Origin of the sequence: Paenarthrobacter sp. DKR-5 (assembly GCF_018531425.1) — a bacterium.
GTDB lineage: Bacteria > Actinomycetota > Actinomycetes > Actinomycetales > Micrococcaceae > DKR-5.
This window is the reverse complement of record NZ_JAHBOI010000004.1, coordinates 437,509-456,672: the sequence shown is the minus strand read 5'-3', so window position 1 is coordinate 456,672 and position 19,164 is coordinate 437,509. Positions and strand designations below refer to the sequence as shown.

General features: G+C 66.9%; 15 protein-coding genes and 2 tRNA genes. 11 read left to right on the top strand and 6 right to left on the bottom strand.

All coding sequences use genetic code 11. The features are described from left to right. Positions 1-145 precede the first annotated feature (145 nt). The 4 genes from ilvC to ilvD all read right to left on the bottom strand — a co-directional run bounded on the left by ilvC (position 146) and on the right by ilvD (position 5,592). Positions 146-1,171, bottom strand: a complete 1,026-nt coding sequence (gene ilvC / locus KIH31_RS11340; protein WP_214427206.1) for a ketol-acid reductoisomerase — start codon at positions 1,169-1,171, stop codon at positions 146-148. Between the two features lie 41 nt (positions 1,172-1,212). Further along, entirely contained in the window at positions 1,213-1,725 is a 513-nt protein-coding gene (gene ilvN, locus KIH31_RS11335; RefSeq protein WP_214427205.1) for an acetolactate synthase small subunit, read from the bottom strand. A gap of 2 nt (positions 1,726-1,727) precedes the next feature. Beyond that, positions 1,728-3,626: an acetolactate synthase large subunit gene (locus tag KIH31_RS11330; RefSeq protein WP_214427204.1), complete on the bottom strand. Its 1,899-nt coding sequence runs from the start codon at positions 3,624-3,626 to the stop codon at positions 1,728-1,730. Positions 3,627-3,900: 274 nt separating this feature from the next. Beyond that, positions 3,901-5,592: a dihydroxy-acid dehydratase gene (ilvD, locus tag KIH31_RS11325; protein ID WP_214427203.1), complete on the bottom strand. Its 1,692-nt coding sequence runs from the start codon at positions 5,590-5,592 to the stop codon at positions 3,901-3,903. A 215-nt stretch (positions 5,593-5,807) separates the two neighbouring features. Here ilvD and KIH31_RS11320 point away from each other — a divergent pair, with 215 nt between their 5' ends. Further along, positions 5,808-6,260 (top strand): hypothetical protein, encoded by a 453-nt coding sequence (locus tag KIH31_RS11320; protein ID WP_214427202.1) that lies wholly within the window; start codon positions 5,808-5,810, stop codon positions 6,258-6,260. A gap of 33 nt (positions 6,261-6,293) precedes the next feature. On the opposite strand, the gene KIH31_RS11315 is transcribed toward KIH31_RS11320, so the two are convergent. Then, positions 6,294-7,256: a 2-hydroxyacid dehydrogenase gene (locus KIH31_RS11315; RefSeq protein WP_214427201.1), complete on the bottom strand. Its 963-nt coding sequence runs from the start codon at positions 7,254-7,256 to the stop codon at positions 6,294-6,296. A gap of 153 nt (positions 7,257-7,409) precedes the next feature. On the opposite strand from KIH31_RS11315, the gene KIH31_RS11310 reads away from it, so the two are divergent. From KIH31_RS11310 to KIH31_RS11300, 3 genes are all read left to right on the top strand, one after another. Further along, entirely contained in the window at positions 7,410-8,366 is a 957-nt protein-coding gene (locus KIH31_RS11310; protein ID WP_214427200.1) for a hypothetical protein, read from the top strand. A 184-nt stretch (positions 8,367-8,550) separates the two neighbouring features. Beyond that, positions 8,551-8,623, top strand: a tRNA-Lys gene (locus KIH31_RS11305). A 195-nt stretch (positions 8,624-8,818) separates the two neighbouring features. Then, positions 8,819-9,682 (top strand): hypothetical protein, encoded by an 864-nt coding sequence (locus KIH31_RS11300; RefSeq protein WP_214427199.1) that lies wholly within the window; start codon positions 8,819-8,821, stop codon positions 9,680-9,682. Positions 9,683-9,770: 88 nt separating this feature from the next. Here KIH31_RS11300 and KIH31_RS11295 read toward each other — a convergent pair whose 3' ends face one another. After that, a complete protein-coding gene (locus KIH31_RS11295; protein ID WP_374224872.1) occupies positions 9,771-10,253 on the bottom strand; it encodes a MarR family winged helix-turn-helix transcriptional regulator in 483 nt (160 codons plus the stop codon). Positions 10,254-10,392: 139 nt separating this feature from the next. Here KIH31_RS11295 and bcp point away from each other — a divergent pair, with 139 nt between their 5' ends. From bcp to KIH31_RS11260, 7 genes are all read left to right on the top strand, one after another. Next, positions 10,393-10,863, top strand: a complete 471-nt coding sequence (bcp, locus tag KIH31_RS11290; RefSeq protein ID WP_214427198.1) for a thioredoxin-dependent thiol peroxidase — start codon at positions 10,393-10,395, stop codon at positions 10,861-10,863. A gap of 59 nt (positions 10,864-10,922) precedes the next feature. Beyond that, positions 10,923-11,007 (top strand) — tRNA-Leu (locus tag KIH31_RS11285). 138 nt (positions 11,008-11,145) lie between these two features. Continuing rightward, positions 11,146-11,577, top strand: coding sequence for a rhodanese-like domain-containing protein (locus KIH31_RS11280; RefSeq protein ID WP_307857628.1), 432 nt, complete (start codon positions 11,146-11,148; stop codon positions 11,575-11,577). Between the two features lie 248 nt (positions 11,578-11,825). Next, a complete protein-coding gene (locus KIH31_RS11275) occupies positions 11,826-12,512 on the top strand; it encodes a fasciclin domain-containing protein (RefSeq protein ID WP_214427197.1) in 687 nt (228 codons plus the stop codon). Positions 12,513-12,679: 167 nt separating this feature from the next. Then, entirely contained in the window at positions 12,680-14,335 is a 1,656-nt protein-coding gene (locus tag KIH31_RS11270; protein ID WP_250545911.1) for an ABC transporter substrate-binding protein, read from the top strand. 82 nt (positions 14,336-14,417) lie between these two features. Continuing rightward, positions 14,418-15,914, top strand: coding sequence for a malate:quinone oxidoreductase (locus tag KIH31_RS11265; protein ID WP_214427196.1), 1,497 nt, complete (start codon positions 14,418-14,420; stop codon positions 15,912-15,914). Between the two features lie 5 nt (positions 15,915-15,919). After that, the gene (locus KIH31_RS11260; RefSeq protein WP_214427195.1) at positions 15,920-19,156 is read left to right on the top strand and encodes an efflux RND transporter permease subunit; all 3,237 of its coding nucleotides are present in this window, start codon (positions 15,920-15,922) and stop codon (positions 19,154-19,156) included. Positions 19,157-19,164: the final 8 nt, after the last annotated feature.

The window sequence follows — 19,164 nt, the reverse complement described above, 5'->3', positions numbered from 1 at the left end:
CTCGGGGCTCTGTGCCTGCCGGCTCGGCACGGGCCTGCAGGAACGGGATGATGCAAGTCTATAAGCGCACGAAGGCCGGGTTCACACTGTGACGTGTGAACCCGGCCTCGTTTGGCGCCTCCGGATCCTGTGCAGGACCGCCGGGCTAGCGGGCGACGGAGCCTTCGGTGTAGTCGTCCTCGTTCTTGATCCAGGAGAACAGCTTGCGCAGCTCGCGGCCGGTGGCCTCGATCGGGTGGTCCTCGCCCTTCTTGCGCAGCGCCTTGAACTCCGGAGCCCCGGCGTCCTGGTCGTCAATGAAGCGCTTGGCGAAGGTGCCGTCCTGGATGTCCTTCAGGACAGCCTTCATGTTCTCCTTCACGTGCGGGTCGATCACCCGCGGGCCGGAGACGTAGTCGCCGTACTCGGCCGTGTCGGAAACGCTCCAGCGCTGCTTGGCGATGCCGCCTTCGACCATCAGGTCCACGATGAGCTTGAGCTCGTGCAGCACCTCGAAGTAGGCAACCTCCGGCTTGTAGCCGGCCTCGGTCAGGACCTCGAAGCCGTACTGGATCAGCTGGGAGGTGCCGCCGCAGAGCACGGCCTGCTCGCCGAAGAGGTCGGTCTCGGTCTCTTCGGTGAAGGTGGTCTCGATGACGCCGGCGCGGGTGCCGCCGATGGCCTTCGCGTAGGAAAGCGCGAGTTCCTTGGCCTTGCCCGACGGGTTCTGCTCGACGGCGATCAGGTCCGGCACGCCGCGGCCGGCTTCGAACTCGCGGCGCACGATGTGGCCCGGTCCCTTCGGAGCCACGAGGGCGACGTCGACGCCGGCCGGGGGCTTGATGTAGCCGTAGCGGATGTTGAAGCCGTGGCCGAAGAACAGGGCGTCGCCGGCCTGCAGGTTCGGGGCAATGTCCTCGGCGTAGACGTGGCGCTGGACCTGGTCCGGGGTGAGGACCATGATCAGGTCCGCCTCGGCAACGGCGTCGGCGACGTTGAGCACGCGCAGGCCCTCGGCCTCGGCCTTGGCGCGGGACTTCGAGTCCTCCTGCAGGCCGACGCGGACGTCGACGCCGGAGTCGCGCAGGCTCAGGGCGTGGGCGTGGCCCTGGCTGCCGTAGCCGATGACGGCGACGGTGCGGCCCTGGATGATCGACAGGTCGGCGTCGTCGTCGTAATACAGATCAGTCACTTTGGATATCTCCTCGTTTGGGTTTCTAGCTGTCTTTGGGGTCAGGCGGACCGCAGCGCGCGGTCGCTCATCGAACGGGATCCCCGTCCTACGGCCAAGGTGCCGGACTGCACGATTTCGCGGATGCCGAAGGGTTCAAGCACTGACAGCAGCGCATTGATCTTTTCGGCGTCGCCGGTGGCTTCGATCACCAGTGCCTCGGTGGAGACATCGACAACAGAGGCCCTGAAGAGGTCCGCAGCCTGGGTGACCTGCAGACGTGTCGCGGCATCCGCGCGTACCTTGACCAGGATGTGGTCGCGCTGCACGGAAGTCTCGGGAACGAGCTCAACGATCTTGATCACATTGATGAGCTTGTTCAGCTGTTTGGTGACCTGCTCCAGCAGGTCACCTTCGGCGTCGACGACGACGGTCATCCGGGAAATCCCCTCGACCTCCGTCACACCGACCGCCAAAGAATGGATGTTGAATGCGCGCCGGGCGAAGAGGCTGGCCACGCGGGTGAGCACGCCGGGCTTGTCTTCCACCAGAACGGACAGGGTGTGCCGTGCCATGGTCAGTCCTCCTCTTCCCACTGCGGGGTCAGGTTGCGGGCAATCTGGATCAGGTCGTTGCTCACGCCCGCGGGGACCATCGGCCACACCATGGAGTCGGGGCTGACGACGAAGTCGATGACGACGGGCCGGTCGTTGATCTCCAGCGCCTGCTGGATCGTGGCGTCGATGTCCTCGTCCCGCTCGCAGCGCAGTGCGGCGCAGCCGTAGGCTTCAGCCAGCTTGACGAAGTCGGGCACGCGCACGGTGTCGTGGCCGGTGTTCAGGTCCGTGTTCGAGTAGCGGCCCTCGTAGAAGAGGGTCTGCCACTGGCGCACCATGCCCAGCGACGAGTTGTTGATCACCGCGACCTTGATCGGGATGTTGTTGATCGTGCAGGTGGCCAGCTCCTGGTTGGTCATCTGGAAGCAGCCGTCGCCGTCGATGGCCCACACCACACGGTTCGGGCTGCCCACCTTGGCGCCCATCGCCGCGGGGACGGAGTACCCCATCGTCCCTGCGCCTCCCGAGTTCAGCCAGGCGTGCGGGCGCTCGTATTTGATGAACTGCGCGGACCACATCTGGTGCTGGCCCACGCCGGCGACGAAGATCCCCTCAGGCCCGGTCAGCTCGCCGATGCGCTTGATGACCTTCTGCGGCGCCGTCAGCCCGTCCGAGGGCTCGGTGTAGCCAAGCGGGTAGGTCTCGCGCAGGTTGTTCAGGAACCGCCACCAGTCCGCCAGCTCCGGCTTGCCGGCGCTCTCGAACTGCGCGCGGACGGCCTGCGTGAGGTCCGGGATGATTTCCTTTACGGACCCGACGATCGGCACATCGGCCACGCGGTTCTTGGAGATTTCCGCCGGGTCGATGTCGGCGTGGATGACCTTGGCATGCGGGGCGAAGGTGCTGAGCACGCCCGTCACGCGGTCGTCGAAGCGCGCCCCGAGGGTGATGAGGAGGTCCGCCTGCTGCAGCGCCGTCACGGCGGAGACCGAACCGTGCATGCCGGGCATCCCGACGTGCTGCTCGTGCGAATCGGGGAAGGCGCCGCGGGCCTGCAGCGTGGTGACGACCGGTGCGCCGGTCAGCTCCGCCAGTTCCCTCAGTTCCCGGGACGCGTGGGCTTTGATGACGCCGCCGCCCACGTAGAGCACCGGCTTGGTGGCAGCGGCAATCAGCTTGGCGGCCTCCCGCACCTGCTTGGAGTGGCCGCGCAGCACGGGCCGGTAGCCGGGCAGCTCGATCTTCGGCGGCCAGGAGAAGGTCATCTTCGCCTGCTGCGCGTCCTTGGCCACGTCCACCAGCACGGGCCCCGGGCGGCCGGTCGAAGCGAGGTGGAAGGCCTCGGCCATGACACGCGGGATGTCCTCGGGGTCGGTCACCAGGTACGAGTGCTTGGTGATCGGCATGGTGATGCCGACGATGTCCGCCTCCTGGAAGGCGTCCGAGCCGATAACGGCGGAGGAGACCTGGCCGGTGATGGCGACGATCGGCACGGAGTCCATGTGGGCGTCCATGATGGCGGTGACCAGGTTGGTGGCCCCGGGCCCGGAGGTGGCGATGCAGACGCCCACCTCACCGGTGACCATGGCGTAGCCCTCGGCCGCATGCCCGGCGCCCTGTTCGTGCCGGACCAGGATGTGGTTCAGCTTCGAGGCGAAGAGCGGGTCGTAGGTGGGCAGGATGGCGCCGCCCGGCAGACCGAACACGTCGGTGACGCCCAGTTCTTCCAGCGAGCGGACAATCGCCTCGGCGCCGGTCATTTCCACCGGCGCGACGACATTGTTCGGACCGAGGACGGCAGAGCCTGCTACGGACGCGGCATGGGTGTCGCTGGCTGGTGCCGCGTCGCGGTGCTCCGCGGGGGCACCTGAGGGCTTAGTGGCCATCAGCGAGGGGCTGACGGGCGATCCTTTGCTCATCGGGCTCTTCCTTCGGTGGATCTCTTGGTGCGTGGTTTGTCTCGTGCGTGCGGGCCGCTGGAGGGAATAAAAAAACCCCTCAGCCTTGCGGCTATCCGAGGGGTTGCGCGTGACGGATCGTTACCAGTCGGGCCTTATCGGGCCACGCGCTTGGTAATAAGTACGACGACGTCGGTAGCGGTGCGCATGCGATCAGTTTTCCCCTCGGTGAGACGGGTGTCAATCCGGGTGACACCCGTCTCACCATGCGGACGCTGGCGTCCAGCAGGTGGCCTTAGCCGCAGAACGCGCCCTCGGCGGCGGAGTGCACGAGCTTGGCGTACTTGGCGAGCACACCCTTGGTGTACGTGGCCGGCAGGGGCTCCCAGCCGACCTTGCGCTGCTCCAGCTCAGCTTCGTCCACCAGCAGGTCGAAGGACTTGTTCGGAATGTCCACGCGGATGCGGTCGCCGTCCTTGACGAAGGCGATCGGGCCGCCGTCGACCGCCTCGGGAGCGACGTGACCGATGCACAGCCCGGTGGTGCCGCCGGAGAACCGGCCGTCGGTGAGCAAGAGCACGTCCTTGCCCAGGCCGGCACCCTTGATGGCGCCGGTGATGGCGAGCATTTCGCGCATGCCGGGGCCGCCCTTGGGGCCCTCGTACCGGATGACGACGACGTCGCCCTTCTGGATTTCGCCCTTGTCGAGTGCGTTCAGGGCGCCCTGTTCGCGCTCGAAGACGCGGGCGGTTCCCTCGAAGACCTCGGCGTCGAAGCCTGCAGTCTTCACGACCGCGCCGTCCGGGGCGAGTGAGCCCTTGAGCACGGTCAGGCCGCCGGTCTTGTGGATCGGGTTGTCCAGCGCGCGCAGGATCTTGCCGTCGAGGTCCGGCGGGTTGATTTCGGCCAGGTTCTCCGCCACGGTGCGTCCCGTGACCGTGAGGCAGTCGCCGTGGATGAGCCCGGCGTCCAGCAGCGCCCGCATGATGACAGGGACGCCGCCGACACGGTCGACGTCGGTCATCACGTAGCGGCCGAAGGGCTTCAGGTCACCCAGGTGCGGGATCTTCTCGCCGATCCGGTTGAAGTCCTCCAAGGTGAGGTCCACCTCGGCTTCGCGGGCGATGGCGAGCAGGTGCAGCACCGCGTTGGTGGAGCCGCCGAATGCCATGGTGACGGCGATAGCGTTTTCGAAGGCCTTCTTGGTCATGATGTCGCGGGCGGTGATCCCCAGGCGCAGCAGGTTGACCGCGGCCTCGCCGGATTTGTGCGCGAAAGCGTCCCGGCGGCGGTCAGCGCTGGGCGGGGCGGCCGAGCCCGGCAGCGACATCCCGAGGGCTTCGCCGATGCAGGCCATGGTGTTGGCCGTGTACATGCCGCCGCAGGCTCCTTCGCCCGGGCAGATGGCCCGTTCGATGCGGTCAAGGTCCCCCTTGGACATCTTGCCGGCAGCGCAGGCACCCACCGCTTCGAACGCGTCGATGAGGGTGACGTCCTTTTCGGTGCCGTCCTCCAGCTTGACCCAGCCGGGCATGATGGTGCCGGCATAGAGGAACACGCTGGCCAGGTTCAGGCGGGCCGCGGCCATCAACATGCCGGGCAGCGACTTGTCGCAGCCGGCCAGGAGCACCGAGCCGTCGATGCGCTCGGCCTGCATGACCGTCTCCACCGAGTCGGCGATGACCTCGCGGGAAACGAGCGAGAAATGCATGCCCTCGTGGCCCATGGAGATGCCGTCGGAGACGGAGATGGTGCCGAACTGCATAGGGAAGCCGCCGCCGGCGTGCACGCCCTCCTTGGCGCCTTGGGCGAGCCGGTTGAGGGAAAGGTTGCACGGCGTGATCTCGTTCCACGAGCTCGCGACGCCAATCTGGGGTTTGACGAAGTCGTCGTCCCCCATTCCAACTGCTCGCAGCATTCCGCGCGCTGGTGCGGCGTGGATGCCATCGGTGACGACACGGCTCCGGGGTTTGATGTCAACGCTCATGACATTGGATTCTATGACCCGCCGCCGACGCATTTGGACCAGATCAGCCGCCGGCGACCAATTTTCGCGCGAAAAACCTCCGCATTACGGACATCCGTCCCACATTGTGAGACAGGCGGCGGGCATCCCCCGTTGGTTTGTCGGGCGCCTCCCCTAGACTGTCCGCCAACGGGACCATTGATATCGGGGGACGGCCCACAGGCGGGAGAAAGCGAATGGAAACCAGCGAAGAGTTGAAGGATGCCCTGCGGCGGATCTTCGACGCGCAGATTCCGAATTTCGGCGACTACAACCTTGTCTGCGCCAGCAACGAGCACGCGGCCACCAAGGCGGGGCATCACCGGGCCCACCCGAAGTTCTTCATCGTCGGGTACCGCCGGCAGCCGGCCGAACTCGTGGTGGCCCCCTTCAATGCACCGTCGCTGACGGCAGGCAGCGTGCCGGTCACGCTGAACATGACAAATCTTTCGCATGCGATGGAACTGGCCGACGGCGATTACGAGGTCGGCACCAGCACGGGCCGTTCCTTCCGCTTTGGCGTCGGTGCGCGCGCGAAGCTGCCCTCCGCGGAAGGACCGGACCGCGTGGTGGACCAGCGTGATGACCAGGAGGACTTTGCCGACTTCATGTCCGACCTGGTCCGACTGACGGCCCCCTCACAGCGCTAGGGGCCCCCAGCGGGCCTCCGGCGGGAGTTGGGCTCAGCTTGCGTACGGTCCGTCCTGGACGACGTTTTCCGGCTTCCGTCCGGCGGCGAACGCCTCGAGCTGGCGGGTCAGCAGCCGGACGATCCGCGGGAAGAAGGCGGAGGTGTTGCCTCCCACATGCGGGGTGATCAGCGCGTTCGGGGCGGACCACAGCGGGTGGCCTGCCGGAAGCGGTTCCGGATCGAACACGTCCAGCGCCGCGTGCAGCCGGCCGCTGACCACCTCGGCCGTCAGGGCATCCGAATCCACCACGGCGCCGCGGGCAACGTTGACGACCAGGGCGCCGTCCGGCAGCGCGGCCAGCAGCCGCGCGTCCACCAGGCCCCGCGTGGCCTCGGTCAGCGGGGTGATGAGCACCAGGATCTCAGTGGTCGGGGCGAGCTCGATCAGCTCGTCGACGCCGTGCACGTGTCCCTGCGCGTCGTCGCGCGCCGTGCTGCCGACCCGCGTCAGCTCGATTTCGAAGGGGGCGAGCCGGGCAGCGATTTCCGCTCCGATCCCGCCGACGCCCACCAGGGTGACCGCCCGGTCCGCGAGCGACTTCCGCCGCTGCGGGCGCCATAGTCCCTCCGCCTGGTCGCGGGCCGCGGCGTCGATGCCGCGCAGGGACGCCAGCATCAGGCCGATGGCGAGTTCCGCCGTCGTCGCAGCGTGCACGCCGGCCGCGCTCGCCACGGCGATCCCGGGCCCCACGGCTTCCCGCACGCCGTCGTAACCGGTGGACTGGGTGTGAACCAGCTTCAGGTTCGGCAGCGCGGCCAGCAGGGGCAGCTGGGCCGCCGGGTTCGGGTTGTACGGCAGCACGACGACGTCGACGTTCCCCGCCTCCTCCGCGGGCAGCGGGGCCTCCATGTCCCACAACAGCACGGTCACGCCCTCCGGTACGGGCTGCAGGGCGGCGAGGAGCTCAGCGTCGGGGACGGTAACCGTGCGGATTGCGGGGGTGGATTCAGTCATAGCCCTAATCTAACCGGCGCTGCGGGCCCGGCCGGTCCGGTCCGGCGCCGCCGTGCCGCTTCCGTGGGCACCGCCTGCCTAGACACCGCTTCCCCGGGCACCGTAACGTCGGGCCAACGGCAATACCGCCGGCACGGACAGGAGGAACCTCCCATGGAATGGCTCATCTGGGTCATCGTCATCGTTCTGGTCATCGCCCTCGTGTGGTGGCTCGTCAGCCGCAGGGCCGGCGGCCAGGCGCCGGAATCGACCTCGGCAGGCACCGCTGCGGAGGCTGGCGCGAAGGCTCCTGCCGGGGGCGAGCCGGAGACAGCCGCAGCGCCCGGTCTTGACGAAGAACACCGCCAAGCCGGCGCCGGAGGTGGCCCCGTCGATGTCGACGACTGGGCTCCGGAAACGGAGGCACCCGCCGAAGAGCTGAAGCCGTCCGCCAAGGCAGTGCACGACGGCGATGTGGACGATTGGGACGAGGAAAGCACTGCGGCCGGCCACGACGTCGACGCCGCGAACCTGGATGCCGGCGAACGGACCGCGGAAGCAGACCGCCCGGCGGCCTACGCCGTCAAACCGGCCGAAGAGCCTGCGGCCGCCGAACCGGCCGCTGCCGAACCCGAACCGGCCGCTGCCGAACCCGTCGTTGCCGAGCCCGAGCCGGCTGTTGCCGAGCCACCCTTCGGGCAAGGGTCCGCGGCAGCGCTTCCGGACGGCTCCGCGCCGGCCGGATTCCCCGTCAAGGGCGTTTCGGATTCATTCACGTACCACGACCTGGACAGTGACGCGTACGCGGAGACAGCCGCCGACGTCTGGTTCGTCAGCGACGCGCACGCCGAGGCCGCGGGCTTCCGCCGCGCCCGGAACCAGTCTCGCAAGCCCGGCGGCCCGGCATTCTCCTTCGCCGCACCCGTTGCGCCGGGTCCCTACGGGGAAGGTTCCGCCGACCCCAAGGCCGACGGCACCGGCCCCGCCGGGTTCATGATCAAGGCCGACGAGGATGCGATGGTCTTCCACGGCCCCGACAGTCCCGCCTACGCGGGCACCGAGGCCGACGTCTGGTTCCGCACGTCCGAGGATGCCGAGAAGGCCGGATTCCGCCGCTACGCGGGCGAATAGGCCGTTCGAGGGGCCCTTCCGCTCCCCTGCCGGCGTGCGGAAGGGCCCCGAAAGAGCCGCCTAATCGCCCCCTCGAAGCGGGCCCGGAAGTCGATTTCGCACTTCGCCGGAAACCGTGTAGAGTTTCATGTCGTTGCGGGGTTCCGCGAAGGAATGAAAACCTTCACGATGATCTCAAAACAATGCGCCTCTAGCTCAATTGGCAGAGCAATTGACTCTTAATCAATGGGTTCTCGGTTCGAGTCCGAGGGGGCGCACAGCGAAACCCCGTCTTCACTGGCCCAGGCCAGGAAGGCGGGGTTTTTGTTTACTCCAGCACCCCCAAAAGTCTCGCGTCGGGGGTGTTCTTTGCTTTCGCGGCCCACTAAAAGCGGCGCGGTTCGTCGGCGAAGTTATGGACAGAGCTTTGTACTACGCATTGACGTCGGCTCGCAGGGGTCTAGTCTCCCGCCATGAAGGCGACATCGTTGCGCATGCTCACCGGCCTCGTTGGCTCGCTTCTCCTGGCAACGGGCGCCGTCGCCGCACCCGCCAGTGCCGCTCCGGCACCCGTCAAGCTCACCTGCCCGGCACCGTGCAGCCTGCCGTTCCGTGACTACACGGGCGACCGCAACCCGGACGTCCTCGCGCGGGACAGCCACGGCAACCTCTGGCTCTACCCGGGCAACGGCGACGGCGGGTTCAAGGCCCGCACGCTGGCCGGGATCGGCTGGAACTTCACCGAAATCGTACCCGTACCCGGCGGCTTTACGGGGCCCGGTCACATCAAGAACAACGGGGTGCTCGCCGTCGACCGCACCGGCACCATGTGGGCCTACTACGGCGACGGCCACGGCTACTGGCACAAGCCCCGGCGGGTCGGCCCCGGTTGGGACCGGATGACCAGCATTGTCTACACCCCGCGGGGCGGTGTGATGGCGATCGACCGTTCCGGCATTCTCTGGAGCTATTGGGTGGACGGCCGAGGCGCTTGGTCGCACCGCCGGCTGGGGTCCGGCTGGGCTGGCAGGACGCTGGTCGACTGGGCCGTCGGCGGCGGCTGGCCCGACTTCGCCGCCCGGGACATGCACGGCACGCTCTGGCCCTACTACATCACCGGCACCGGCGTCCGCCGCGCCTCCTATAGCCTCGGCACTGGGTGGGGCCGGTACACGCGGATCATCCAGGACGGCGACTTCGAGAACGTGGACGGCTACATCGACCTGCTGGCCACCGACCGCAACGGCGACCTGTGGTTCTTCCCGAGCACGGGCAACGCCGTGCCGGGGCACCGGGTGAAGGTCGGCGTCGGCTGGACCGGCTACACCATCTCATAACCGGGCATCGGCTTCCCACGAGAAGAGAAGACACGAAAAAGGGGCGGAGGTTCCCCGCCCCTTTTTCGCAGTTCCGGCGCCGTGGCGTCTAGCTCAGCGGGCCGACCCCCTGCGAGGCGCTGGCGACAATGGCGCGCGTCACCTCTGATTCCTGCGCGGTGGCACTCAGGCTGCGGATGACGTCTTTGAGACTTTTGCGCAGATCTTCGATGTTGACAGAGGAAGTGCTGACGACGCCGTCCTCCAAGGTGTGCGCCTTCTCGATCACTTCACGCCCTGCGTCGGTGAGCGACACGAGGTGGCTGCGCCGGTCGGTGGTGCTGCGAACCCGCGCGACATGGCCGTGGGCCTCGAGGCGGGACAAGGTCTTGCCCATGGTCTGCGCCTGGACCCGCACAATCTGGGCCAGCTGAGCCTGGGTGATAGCTCCCCGGGCAGCGAGGACGTCGAGGGCGATGATGCCCGCATGGGTCACACCGATCGCAGCAAGCCGTTCGTTCCAAGCGTGCTCAACGAGGCGGGCGGCGGTGGAAAGCAGGCGCCCAGTGGGCCACAACTCCATATCAGGCATAGCTAGCAGTATATCCCTTCGCATGCTTACCATTTGCTGGATTTGATAAGCATACTGATTTATTGCCCGTCACGCCATCTTTGCCTCCCGGAACCCGCTGATTTCCCTAAACTGAAGGCTCCAGACAATAGGAGGACACATGGCGCAGAGACTCTCCGTCGGCGACGAAGCACCGGACTTCACGCTCGAGGACCACAGCGGCACCCAGCACAGCCTCAGCGGACTGCGGGGCCGGAACGTGATCGTCTACTTCTACCCCGCGGCGTCAACCCCGGGGTGCACCACTGAAGCCTGCGATTTCCGCGACAACATCAACTCGCTCAAGTCCGCGGGCTACGAGGTTCTCGGCCTCTCCCCCGACCCGAAGAACAAGATCGCAAAGTTCGTCGAGTCCGAAAACCTGAACTTCCCGCTGCTCTCCGACGAGGACCACGCGGTGGCCGAGTCCTACGGAGCGTGGGGCCTGAAGAAGAACTACGGGAAGGAATACGAGGGCCTCATCCGCTCCACCATCGCCGTCGATCCCGACGGCAAAGTGGCCCTGGCACAGTACAACGTCAAAGCCACCGGCCATGTAGCAAAGCTGCGCCGGGACCTCGGCCTCGACTGAGTCCGCGGCAGCACCGCAGGTATGATTGACGCTGGCGCCCGGCGATGCCGGCCGCCGGCGCGCGAGTGGTGGAATTGGCAGACACGCAGGATTTAGGTTCCTGTGTCTTCGGACGTGGGGGTTCAAGTCCCCCCTCGCGCACCATGCGGTAAGTCGGGACATCCCTGACGGATGGGTCGAGTCATCGTTGACACCCCGGTCTTCGGACCGGGGTGCTTCTTCGTCCGCCGCAGCCCCGAGTCGATTGACTAGGGCTCTTCCGCCGAACGAAGCGAGGAAGTTGTGGAACAGCAGCGCTATGCGTCCGCGGGAGGCGCCGGGGTGGAAGAACACCGGGCAGTGACGATCGACCAATTGCTCATGGAGAGCCGCACGGGACTCGCTCGCGTTCACCCGGAGGACCTGGACCGTGAGATATCCGCGGGTGCCCTGGTTGTCGACACGCGCCCGATCGACCAGCGCAACCGCGATGGCGTCCTTCCTGGAGCGATCGTCATCGATCGCAATGTGCTCGAATGGCGTCTCGACCCGTCCAGCCCCTCCCGACTGCCGGACGCCGACTACCATGCCCGACGGATCGTGATCGTCTGCAACGAGGGCTACAGTTCAAGCCTTGCCGCCCACACCCTGCAACGGCTCGGGCTGACCCAAGCGACCGATCTTGTCGGCGGCTTCCAGGCTTGGCTCGCGCTTCAGAAGCAGACTCAGGACTGATCGCGGTCCCATATCGGCTGAAGACGCGGGCTAGCGGCTCTCGCCGACGGGGTGTCGACGATGCCGGGAGACTGGAAACCCCTCGCCCCCCCCAAAAAAAACTTTTCACTTCGGACCCATCCCTCGGGAGCGGGGGCTCGAACCAGCAGTGAGACACCGGGAAGACGGTGCCCGCCCAGCAAGTTCACGAAGCCCCTATCAACCGGACCCGGCCCCTGCACCAGGGCCGCCTTCAGAGGAGTACCGAAATGAAACTCATCAAGCGCAACTCACTCGCCGCCGTCGGCCTGACCGCCGTCGCCCTGATGGGCCTGACGGCCTGCGGCGGTTCCACCACTGCCGCTTCCACGGCGGGCTCGACCGCGGCCGCTTCCTCCTCATCGATGTCCTCGTCCATGCCCTCCTCGAGCGCCATGGCGAGCAGCAGCGCTGCCATGGACCCGGCCGCCGACCTGGTCGGCCCCGGCTGCAAGGGCTACGCGGAGAAGGTTCCCAGCGGGAAGGGCTCCGTCGCGGGGATGGCCGCTGACCCGGTGGCCGTGGCGGCGTCGAACAACCCCCTGCTGACCACGCTGACGGCGGCGGTTTCCGGCAAGCTGAACCCGAAGGTCAACCTCGTCGACACGCTCAACGGCAGCGAGTTCACCGTCTTCGCCCCGGTGGATGACGCCTTCAAGAAGATCGACCCGGCCACCATCGCGACGCTGAAGACCAACGACGCCCTGCTCAAGAAGATCCTCACGTACCACGTAATCCCCGGCCAGATCAGCCCCGACAAGATCGTCGGAACCCACCCGACGGTCGAGGGCGGTTCCGTCACCGTGACCGGCAGCAAGGACGCGCTCAAGGTCAACGGCGCCAACGTGATCTGCGGCGGTGTGCACACAGCCAACGCAACGGTCTACCTGGTCGACTCGGTGCTGATGCCGAAATAAGCTTCCCTGTACTGACTCCTCTTTCACGACAGGGAAACGGAGCGGGCGCCGCAGCCATGCGGTGCCCGCTCTGCTGTGGTCAGGGACACTCCCGCTGCGGGCCGGTCCGCTGGCCGCCGTCAATTAGACTGGTCAACGGTCTGGAGAAGTGAGGTGATGGGGCAGTGCTGAGCAAAGCGCGCCGGCGTGCAGGGTTCAAATTCGCGTCGGTACTGCTGGCTTTGGGACTCACCGCCTGCACCGCCACCCCTGCGCCGGCACCGGCGACCTCCAGTTCCACAGGGCTTCCGACGGCGACCTTCACCTTCGGCACGGGATCCATCCCGCAGGGCCTCGACCCCGCGGTGACGACCGACAGTGAGGCCTTCCGTGTGACCCGCCAGATCCTCGAAGGGCTGGTGGGCGTGGACCCGACGACGGGCGGTCCCGCACCGGCACTGGCCACCAGCTGGCAGGAACTCAACGACGGCCTGTCCTACGCCTTCGAGTTGCGCAAGGGCGTGACCTTCCAGGACGGCACTGAGTTCAATGCGGCGGCTGTCTGCACGAATTTCGACCGGTGGTACCACCTGCCGAAAGCCATGCAGACCGATCCCTCCGCCCTGATGTTCAAGACAGTATTCCGCGCCTTCGCCGACAACCCCAGCCTGTCCGTCTACAAGGACTGCCTTGCCACCAAGGACGGCCAGGTCCGAATCGACCTCAACCAGCGGTTCACCGGCTTCCTCCAGGCCATGTCGCTGCCCTCATTCGGCATCTCCTCGCCCAAGGCCCTCGCCGCGGGCAAAGCCGACGAGCCGAGCCGCACGGTCAACAACCACCGCATCTCCGAGTACGCGACCCACCCGGTGGGCACCGGCCCCTTCTCCCTGGCCTCCTGGGACGGCAGCGAAATCACCTTGAAGGCGAACAGGAACTACTGGGGAGACAAGGGCCAGATCGGCACCGTCAAGTTCCTGGCCATCGACCAGCCGCAGGCACGCCTGCAGGCCCTGATCGACGGGCAGATCGACGGCTACGACCTCGTCACGGTGGGCAACTTCGACCAGCTCGTCAAGCGCGGATTCCAGATCGTCCAGCGTGACCCCTTCTCGGTGATGTACCTGGGCATCAACCAGGCCTCCGGTCCACTGTCCAACCTGAAGGTGCGCCAGGCGCTGTCGATGGCCATCGACAAGGACACCATCATCAAGAAGTTCTTCATCGACGGAACGGCCAGTGCCTCCCAGTTCGTGCCGCCCAAGCTGAGCGGGTTCAACCAGAGCGCCCCGAGCCTGCCCTACGACCTGGAAAAGGCAAAGAAGCTGCTCGTCGACGCCGGCTACAAGGGAACCGAGCTGAAGTTCTACTACCCGACCAACGTCACCCGCGCCTACCTTCCCACGCCGGAGAAAATCTACGCGGAAATCAGCCGTGAACTGGTCGCGGCCGGGTTCAACATCAAGCCCGTGCCGATCGACTGGAACGACGGATACCTGCAGAAGGTGCAGGCTCCGGGAGGCCACGATTTGCATCTGCTGGGCTGGAACGGCCTGTACTCGGACCCCGACAACTTCCTTGCCACCATGTTCGGTTCGGTCAACGGGGAGTTCGGCTACCAGGACCCGCAGACCGCTGCGAAAATCGAGCGGGCTCGCGGACTTCCCAACGGACCCGAACGCACCGCGCTGTACCAGACCATCAGCACCCAGCTGGCCCAGGACATCCCCGCCGTGCCGATCGCCTTCCCTATTTCGGCCCTTGCCATGTCGGACCGAGTGGCCAGCTACCCGGCGTCGCCCGTCCTGAGCGAAGTCTTCAACCAGATCAAGCTCAAGGGCTGAGCGCCGCTTCCCGCAATTTCAGCAACTATTCACCCGCGCGGTAGTCTTCTACCGCTGGGCCAACCGCTACCGGAGATGGATCGTGACCGCTAATTCAGTGACCAAACAGACCGACGTTGTTTTGATTGGTGGGGGCATCATGAGCGCCACCCTGGGTGTGCTGCTCAAGGAACTCGAGCCCGGCTGGTCCATCTCCCTCTTCGAGCGGCTCGACCGGGTCGGCTCCGAGAGCTCGGACCCGTGGAACAACGCCGGCACCGGGCACTCGGCCCTCTGCGAGCTCAACTACACCCCGGCCGGCCCTGACGGCAGCGTGAACCCGGCGAAGGCGATCGGCATCAACGAGCAGTTCCAGGTTTCCCGCCAGTTCTGGTCGCACCTGGTCTCCAACGGGAGCATCGGGGCCCCCAAGAGCTTCATCAACCCGCTGCCGCACATGAGCTTCGTGTGGGGCGCGGACAACGTGCGCTACCTGAAGAACCGCTACGAGGCGCTCAAACCGCAGCCGCTCTTCAACACCATCGAATTCAGCGCCGACGCCGGCGAGCTGGCCGCCTGGACCCCGCTGGTGATGAACGGCCGCGACCCGCAGCAGCAGGTGGCCGGTTCCCGCGTCGTCGAAGGCACTGACGTGGACTTCGGCACCCTCACCCGCCAGCTCACCGAGCACCTCGGTGCCAGCGGTGCGGAGCTGCACTTCCAGCACGACGTCGTCGACGTCGCCCGCGCCACCAACGGCCGCTGGGACGTGACCGTGAAGAACCGCATCACGAACGCCCGGACCACCGTCAACACGCGCTTCGTCTTCATCGGCGCCGGCGGCGGCGCGCTTCACCTGCTCCAGCGCTCGGGCATTCCCGAAGGGAAGGGCTTCGCCGGGTTCCCCGTTTCCGGCCAGTTCCTGCGCTGCACCGATGAATCCGTGGTCAGCCAGCACAACGCCAAGGTCTACGGCCAGGCCTCGGTGGGCGCGCCGCCCATGTCGGTGCCGCACCTGGACACCCGCTTCGTCAACGGAAAGCGCTCCCTGCTGTTCGGCCCGTACGCGGGCTTCTCCACCAAGTTCCTCAAGACCGGCTCACTGCTGGACCTGCCGCTGTCCATCCGGCCCACCAACCTGATCCCGATGCTGGCCGTGGGCAAGGACAACATGTCCCTGACCAAGTACCTCATCACCGAGGTACTCAAGAGCCGCAGCGACAAGAACGAGACGCTCCGCGACTACTTCCCCACCGCCGAAGGCGATGACTGGGAGCTGATCACCGCCGGCCAGCGCGTCCAGGTAATCAAGAAGGACAAGGCCAAGGGCGGTGTCCTGCAGTTCGGCACCGAGGTCATCACCTCCGCCGACGGCGGCCTGGGCGCCCTGCTCGGCGCCTCCCCCGGAGCGTCCACCGCAGCTCCGATCATGCTCGAGATGATCAGGCGGTGCTTCCCCCAGAACCTCAAGAGCTGGGAACCGAAGCTGAAGGAAATGATTCCCGGCTACGGCGTGAAGCTGAACGAGAACCCGTCCCTGGCGCAGGAGATCCTGGATTCGACCGCTGCCACGCTGCAGCTCACCGTGCCCAGCATCTAGCGGCGATGTTCCGGCTCGCTCGACTGTCCCTGGGCAACCGGGCCCTGATTGCCCTGATCACGGTGTTTGCCGCCGTGTTCGGGGTGATCACCATGGGTTCGCTCAAGCAGGAGCTCATCCCCTCCCTCGAGTTCCCCCAGGTCACGGTGGTCACGGCGATGCCTGACGCGACACCGGAGGTGGTGGACAAGCAGGTCGGCCGGCCGCTGGAAAGCGCCCTGAACAGCGTCGAGGGCCTGGAGTCGAGCACGTCGACGTCGCGCAGCGGTGTGTCCACGATCAACCTGAGCTTTGCCTACGGCACCAACCTGGACCGTGCCCGCAACCAGATCGACCGGGCGATCAGCGCCGCCAAACGGACCCTTCCGGACAACGTCACGCCGCAGGCCATCGCCGGCAGCATCAGCGACTTCCCCATCGTGTTCCTGGCCGTCTCCTCCGACAAGCCGCTCAGCGAGCTGAACGCGGACCTCCAGCGCCTCACGGCACCCAAACTGCTGAAGATCGACGGCGTGCGCGGAGCCGACGTCACCGGCGGGAACACGCAGCACATCGCCATCCTGCCCAAGGACGGCGCACTGGCCGAGCGGGGGCTGGCCATCACCGCCATCAGCGACGCGCTCAAGAACAACGGGTCCCTCGTTCCCGCCGGCACCGTTCAGGAGCAGGGCAAAACCCTGTCCGTGCAGATCGGCAGCCCCGTCGACTCGCTGGATGCCATCCGTGCGCTGCCCCTGACCGGCGCCCGCAACGGTGCCGCCACGATCGGCGACGTCGCGGAGGTTTCACTCGCAGACGACACGGCCACCTCGATCACGCGGACGAATGGGAAGCCGACCCTGGCCATCTCGGTGACCAAGAAACCTGAGGCGGATACCGTCGCCATCTCGCACCAGATCCGCGACCAGCTCCCCCAGCTGGAAGCCGAGCTGGGCAGCAACGCGAAGATCACCAGCGTCTTCGACCAGGCTCCGTTCATCGAGAAGTCCATCAAGGACTTGACCACCGAGGGCATCCTGGGTCTGGGGTTCGCCGTCGTCGTCATCCTGATCTTCCTGCTTTCGGTCAGGTCCACGCTGGTCACGGCGATCTCGATCCCGCTCTCCCTGCTGATCACCTTCATCGGCCTGTGGGCCACGAAGTACTCGCTGAACATCCTCACCCTCGGTGCGCTCACCATCGCCATCGGCCGGGTGGTGGATGACTCGATTGTCGTCATCGAGAACATCAAGCGGCATCTGAGCTACGGCGAGGACAAGCTCACCGCGATCCTGGGCTCCATCCGCGAGGTCGCCGGCGCCATCACCGCCTCGACACTGACAACAGTGGCGGTCTTCCTGCCGATCGCCTTCGTTGGCAACATCGCCGGCGAGCTCTTCCGGCCGTTCGCACTGACCGTGACCATTGCGCTGCTGGCCTCGCTGCTGGTGGCACTGACGATCGTGCCCGTGCTCGCCTACTGGTTCCTCAAGAGCCCGGCCGCCCCCGGCCCCCCGGCGGATCCCCGGGAGCAGGCGGCGGTCCAGCAGGCGGCCGTGCAGCAGGCGGCGGTGCGGAGTAAGGACGAGCACAGCCGTCTGCAGCGCGCCTACCTTCCGGTCCTCTCGGCCACGCAGAAGCACCCCGTGGTCACCCTCGTGGCCGGGGTGCTGATCCTCGTGGCCACTTTCGCCATGACTCCGCTGCTGCCCACCAACCTGCTGGGCGACTCGGGCAACAACAGCCTCACAGTGCGCCAGGACATGCCCGCCGGGACAAGCCTGCAGGCAACCGCCGACGCTGCCGCCAAGGTTGAGGACGTCCTGAAGAAGACACCAGGCATCGGCGACGTCCAGGTCACCGTCGGCAATGCCACCGGCGGCTTCTCCGCGCTCGTGTCCGCCGGCGCCTCCAGCGCCCAGTTCACGGTGATCACCGATCCCAAGGCGGATCAGCCGGCGCTGCAGAACACCGTCCGGGACGCCCTGAACAAACTCAGCGGAGCGGGCAAGCTCAGCGTCAGCACCCAGCAGGGCGGCTTCGGCACGTCCAACACCGTGGACATCAAGGTCAAGGCTGCCTCCACGGCCGACCTGCAGAAGGCCAACGATGCGGTGCTCGGGGCAGTGAGCGGAACCCCCGGCGCCCGCGAGGTGACCAGCAACCTGTCCTCCTCGCAGCCCGTGGTGCAGGTAAGGATCGACCGGGCGAAAGCAGCCGCCGCCGGGCTCAACGAGGGCCAGGTGGCAGGGGTGCTGGCCGCCACCATCAGCCCGCTGCCGGGCGGCACGGTGCGCATCGACACCACCGACTACCAGGTCCGCATCGGCAGGGGAACCCAGTTCACCAGCCTGGAGGGGCTGCGCGCGGCCGAGGTTCCCACCGCCCGCGGCCCTGTCCCGCTCACCGAGATCGCTTCGGTACAGCAGGTCAACGTGCCGCAGTCGATCACCACCTCCAACGGCCAGCGGACCGCCACGATCTCCCTGACCCCGGACAACGGGAACCTCGGCGGCCTGAGCAGCGCGGTGCAGCAGCGGCTCGACGGCGTGCAGCTGCCTGCCGGCGCGACGGCCGCGCTCGGCGGCGCCACCACGCAGCAGCAGCAGTCCTTCCAGCAACTCGGCCTGGCCATGCTGGCGGCAATCGCCATCGTGTACGTCATCATGGTCGCGACCTTCAAGTCCCTGCTCCAGCCGCTGATCCTGCTGGTGTCCATCCCGTTCGCCGCCACCGGGGCCATCGCCCTGCTGCTGCTCTCCCGCGTGCCGCTGGGACTCGCCTCGCTGATCGGGATGCTGATGCTCGTGGGGATCGTGGTCACCAACGCGATCGTGCTGATCGACCTTATTAACCAGTACCGCCGCCCCGGCGGGAACCGGCCGGGGATGAGCGTGGCAGACGCCATCACGCACGGCGCGCGCCGCCGCCTGCGGCCGATCCTGATGACAGCCCTCGCTACCGTGTTCGCCCTGACGCCGATGGCTCTGGGCCTCACCGGCGGCGGCGGATTCATCTCGCAGCCCCTGGCCATCGTCGTCATCGGCGGCTTGGTATCCTCCACCGCGCTCACCCTGATCCTGGTGCCGGTGCTCTACCGGCTCGTGGAGGGCCGGCGGGAAAAGCGCCAGCTGCTCAAGGACCTGGCGAAGACACCGCAGGCACCCGCGGCACCCCCCGGCGGCCCCGCGGAGGACTGGACGACCGGCGCAATTCCGGCGGTCAGCGGGCGCCGGTCGGCCCGGTCGCCCCGCGAGCCGTAGCCGCTGCC

Excerpts from the sequence above, each read along its gene's own strand:
- ilvN (WP_214427205.1), bottom strand. The coding sequence starts at position 1,725 with ATGGCACGGCACACCCTGTCCGTTCTGGTGGAAGACAAGCCCGGCGTG.
- KIH31_RS11330 (WP_214427204.1), bottom strand. The coding sequence starts at position 3,626 with ATGAGCAAAGGATCGCCCGTCAGCCCCTCGCTGATGGCCACTAAGCCC.
- ilvD (WP_214427203.1), bottom strand. The coding sequence starts at position 5,592 with ATGAGCGTTGACATCAAACCCCGGAGCCGTGTCGTCACCGATGGCATC.
- KIH31_RS11320 (WP_214427202.1), top strand. The coding sequence starts at position 5,808 with ATGGAAACCAGCGAAGAGTTGAAGGATGCCCTGCGGCGGATCTTCGAC.
- KIH31_RS11315 (WP_214427201.1), bottom strand. The coding sequence starts at position 7,256 with ATGACTGAATCCACCCCCGCAATCCGCACGGTTACCGTCCCCGACGCT.
- KIH31_RS11310 (WP_214427200.1), top strand. The coding sequence starts at position 7,410 with ATGGAATGGCTCATCTGGGTCATCGTCATCGTTCTGGTCATCGCCCTC.
- KIH31_RS11300 (WP_214427199.1), top strand. The coding sequence starts at position 8,819 with ATGAAGGCGACATCGTTGCGCATGCTCACCGGCCTCGTTGGCTCGCTT.
- KIH31_RS11295 (WP_374224872.1), bottom strand. The coding sequence starts at position 10,253 with ATGCCTGATATGGAGTTGTGGCCCACTGGGCGCCTGCTTTCCACCGCC.
- bcp (WP_214427198.1), top strand. The coding sequence starts at position 10,393 with ATGGCGCAGAGACTCTCCGTCGGCGACGAAGCACCGGACTTCACGCTC.
- KIH31_RS11275 (WP_214427197.1), top strand. The coding sequence starts at position 11,826 with ATGAAACTCATCAAGCGCAACTCACTCGCCGCCGTCGGCCTGACCGCC.
- KIH31_RS11260 (WP_214427195.1), top strand. The coding sequence starts at position 15,920 with ATGTTCCGGCTCGCTCGACTGTCCCTGGGCAACCGGGCCCTGATTGCC.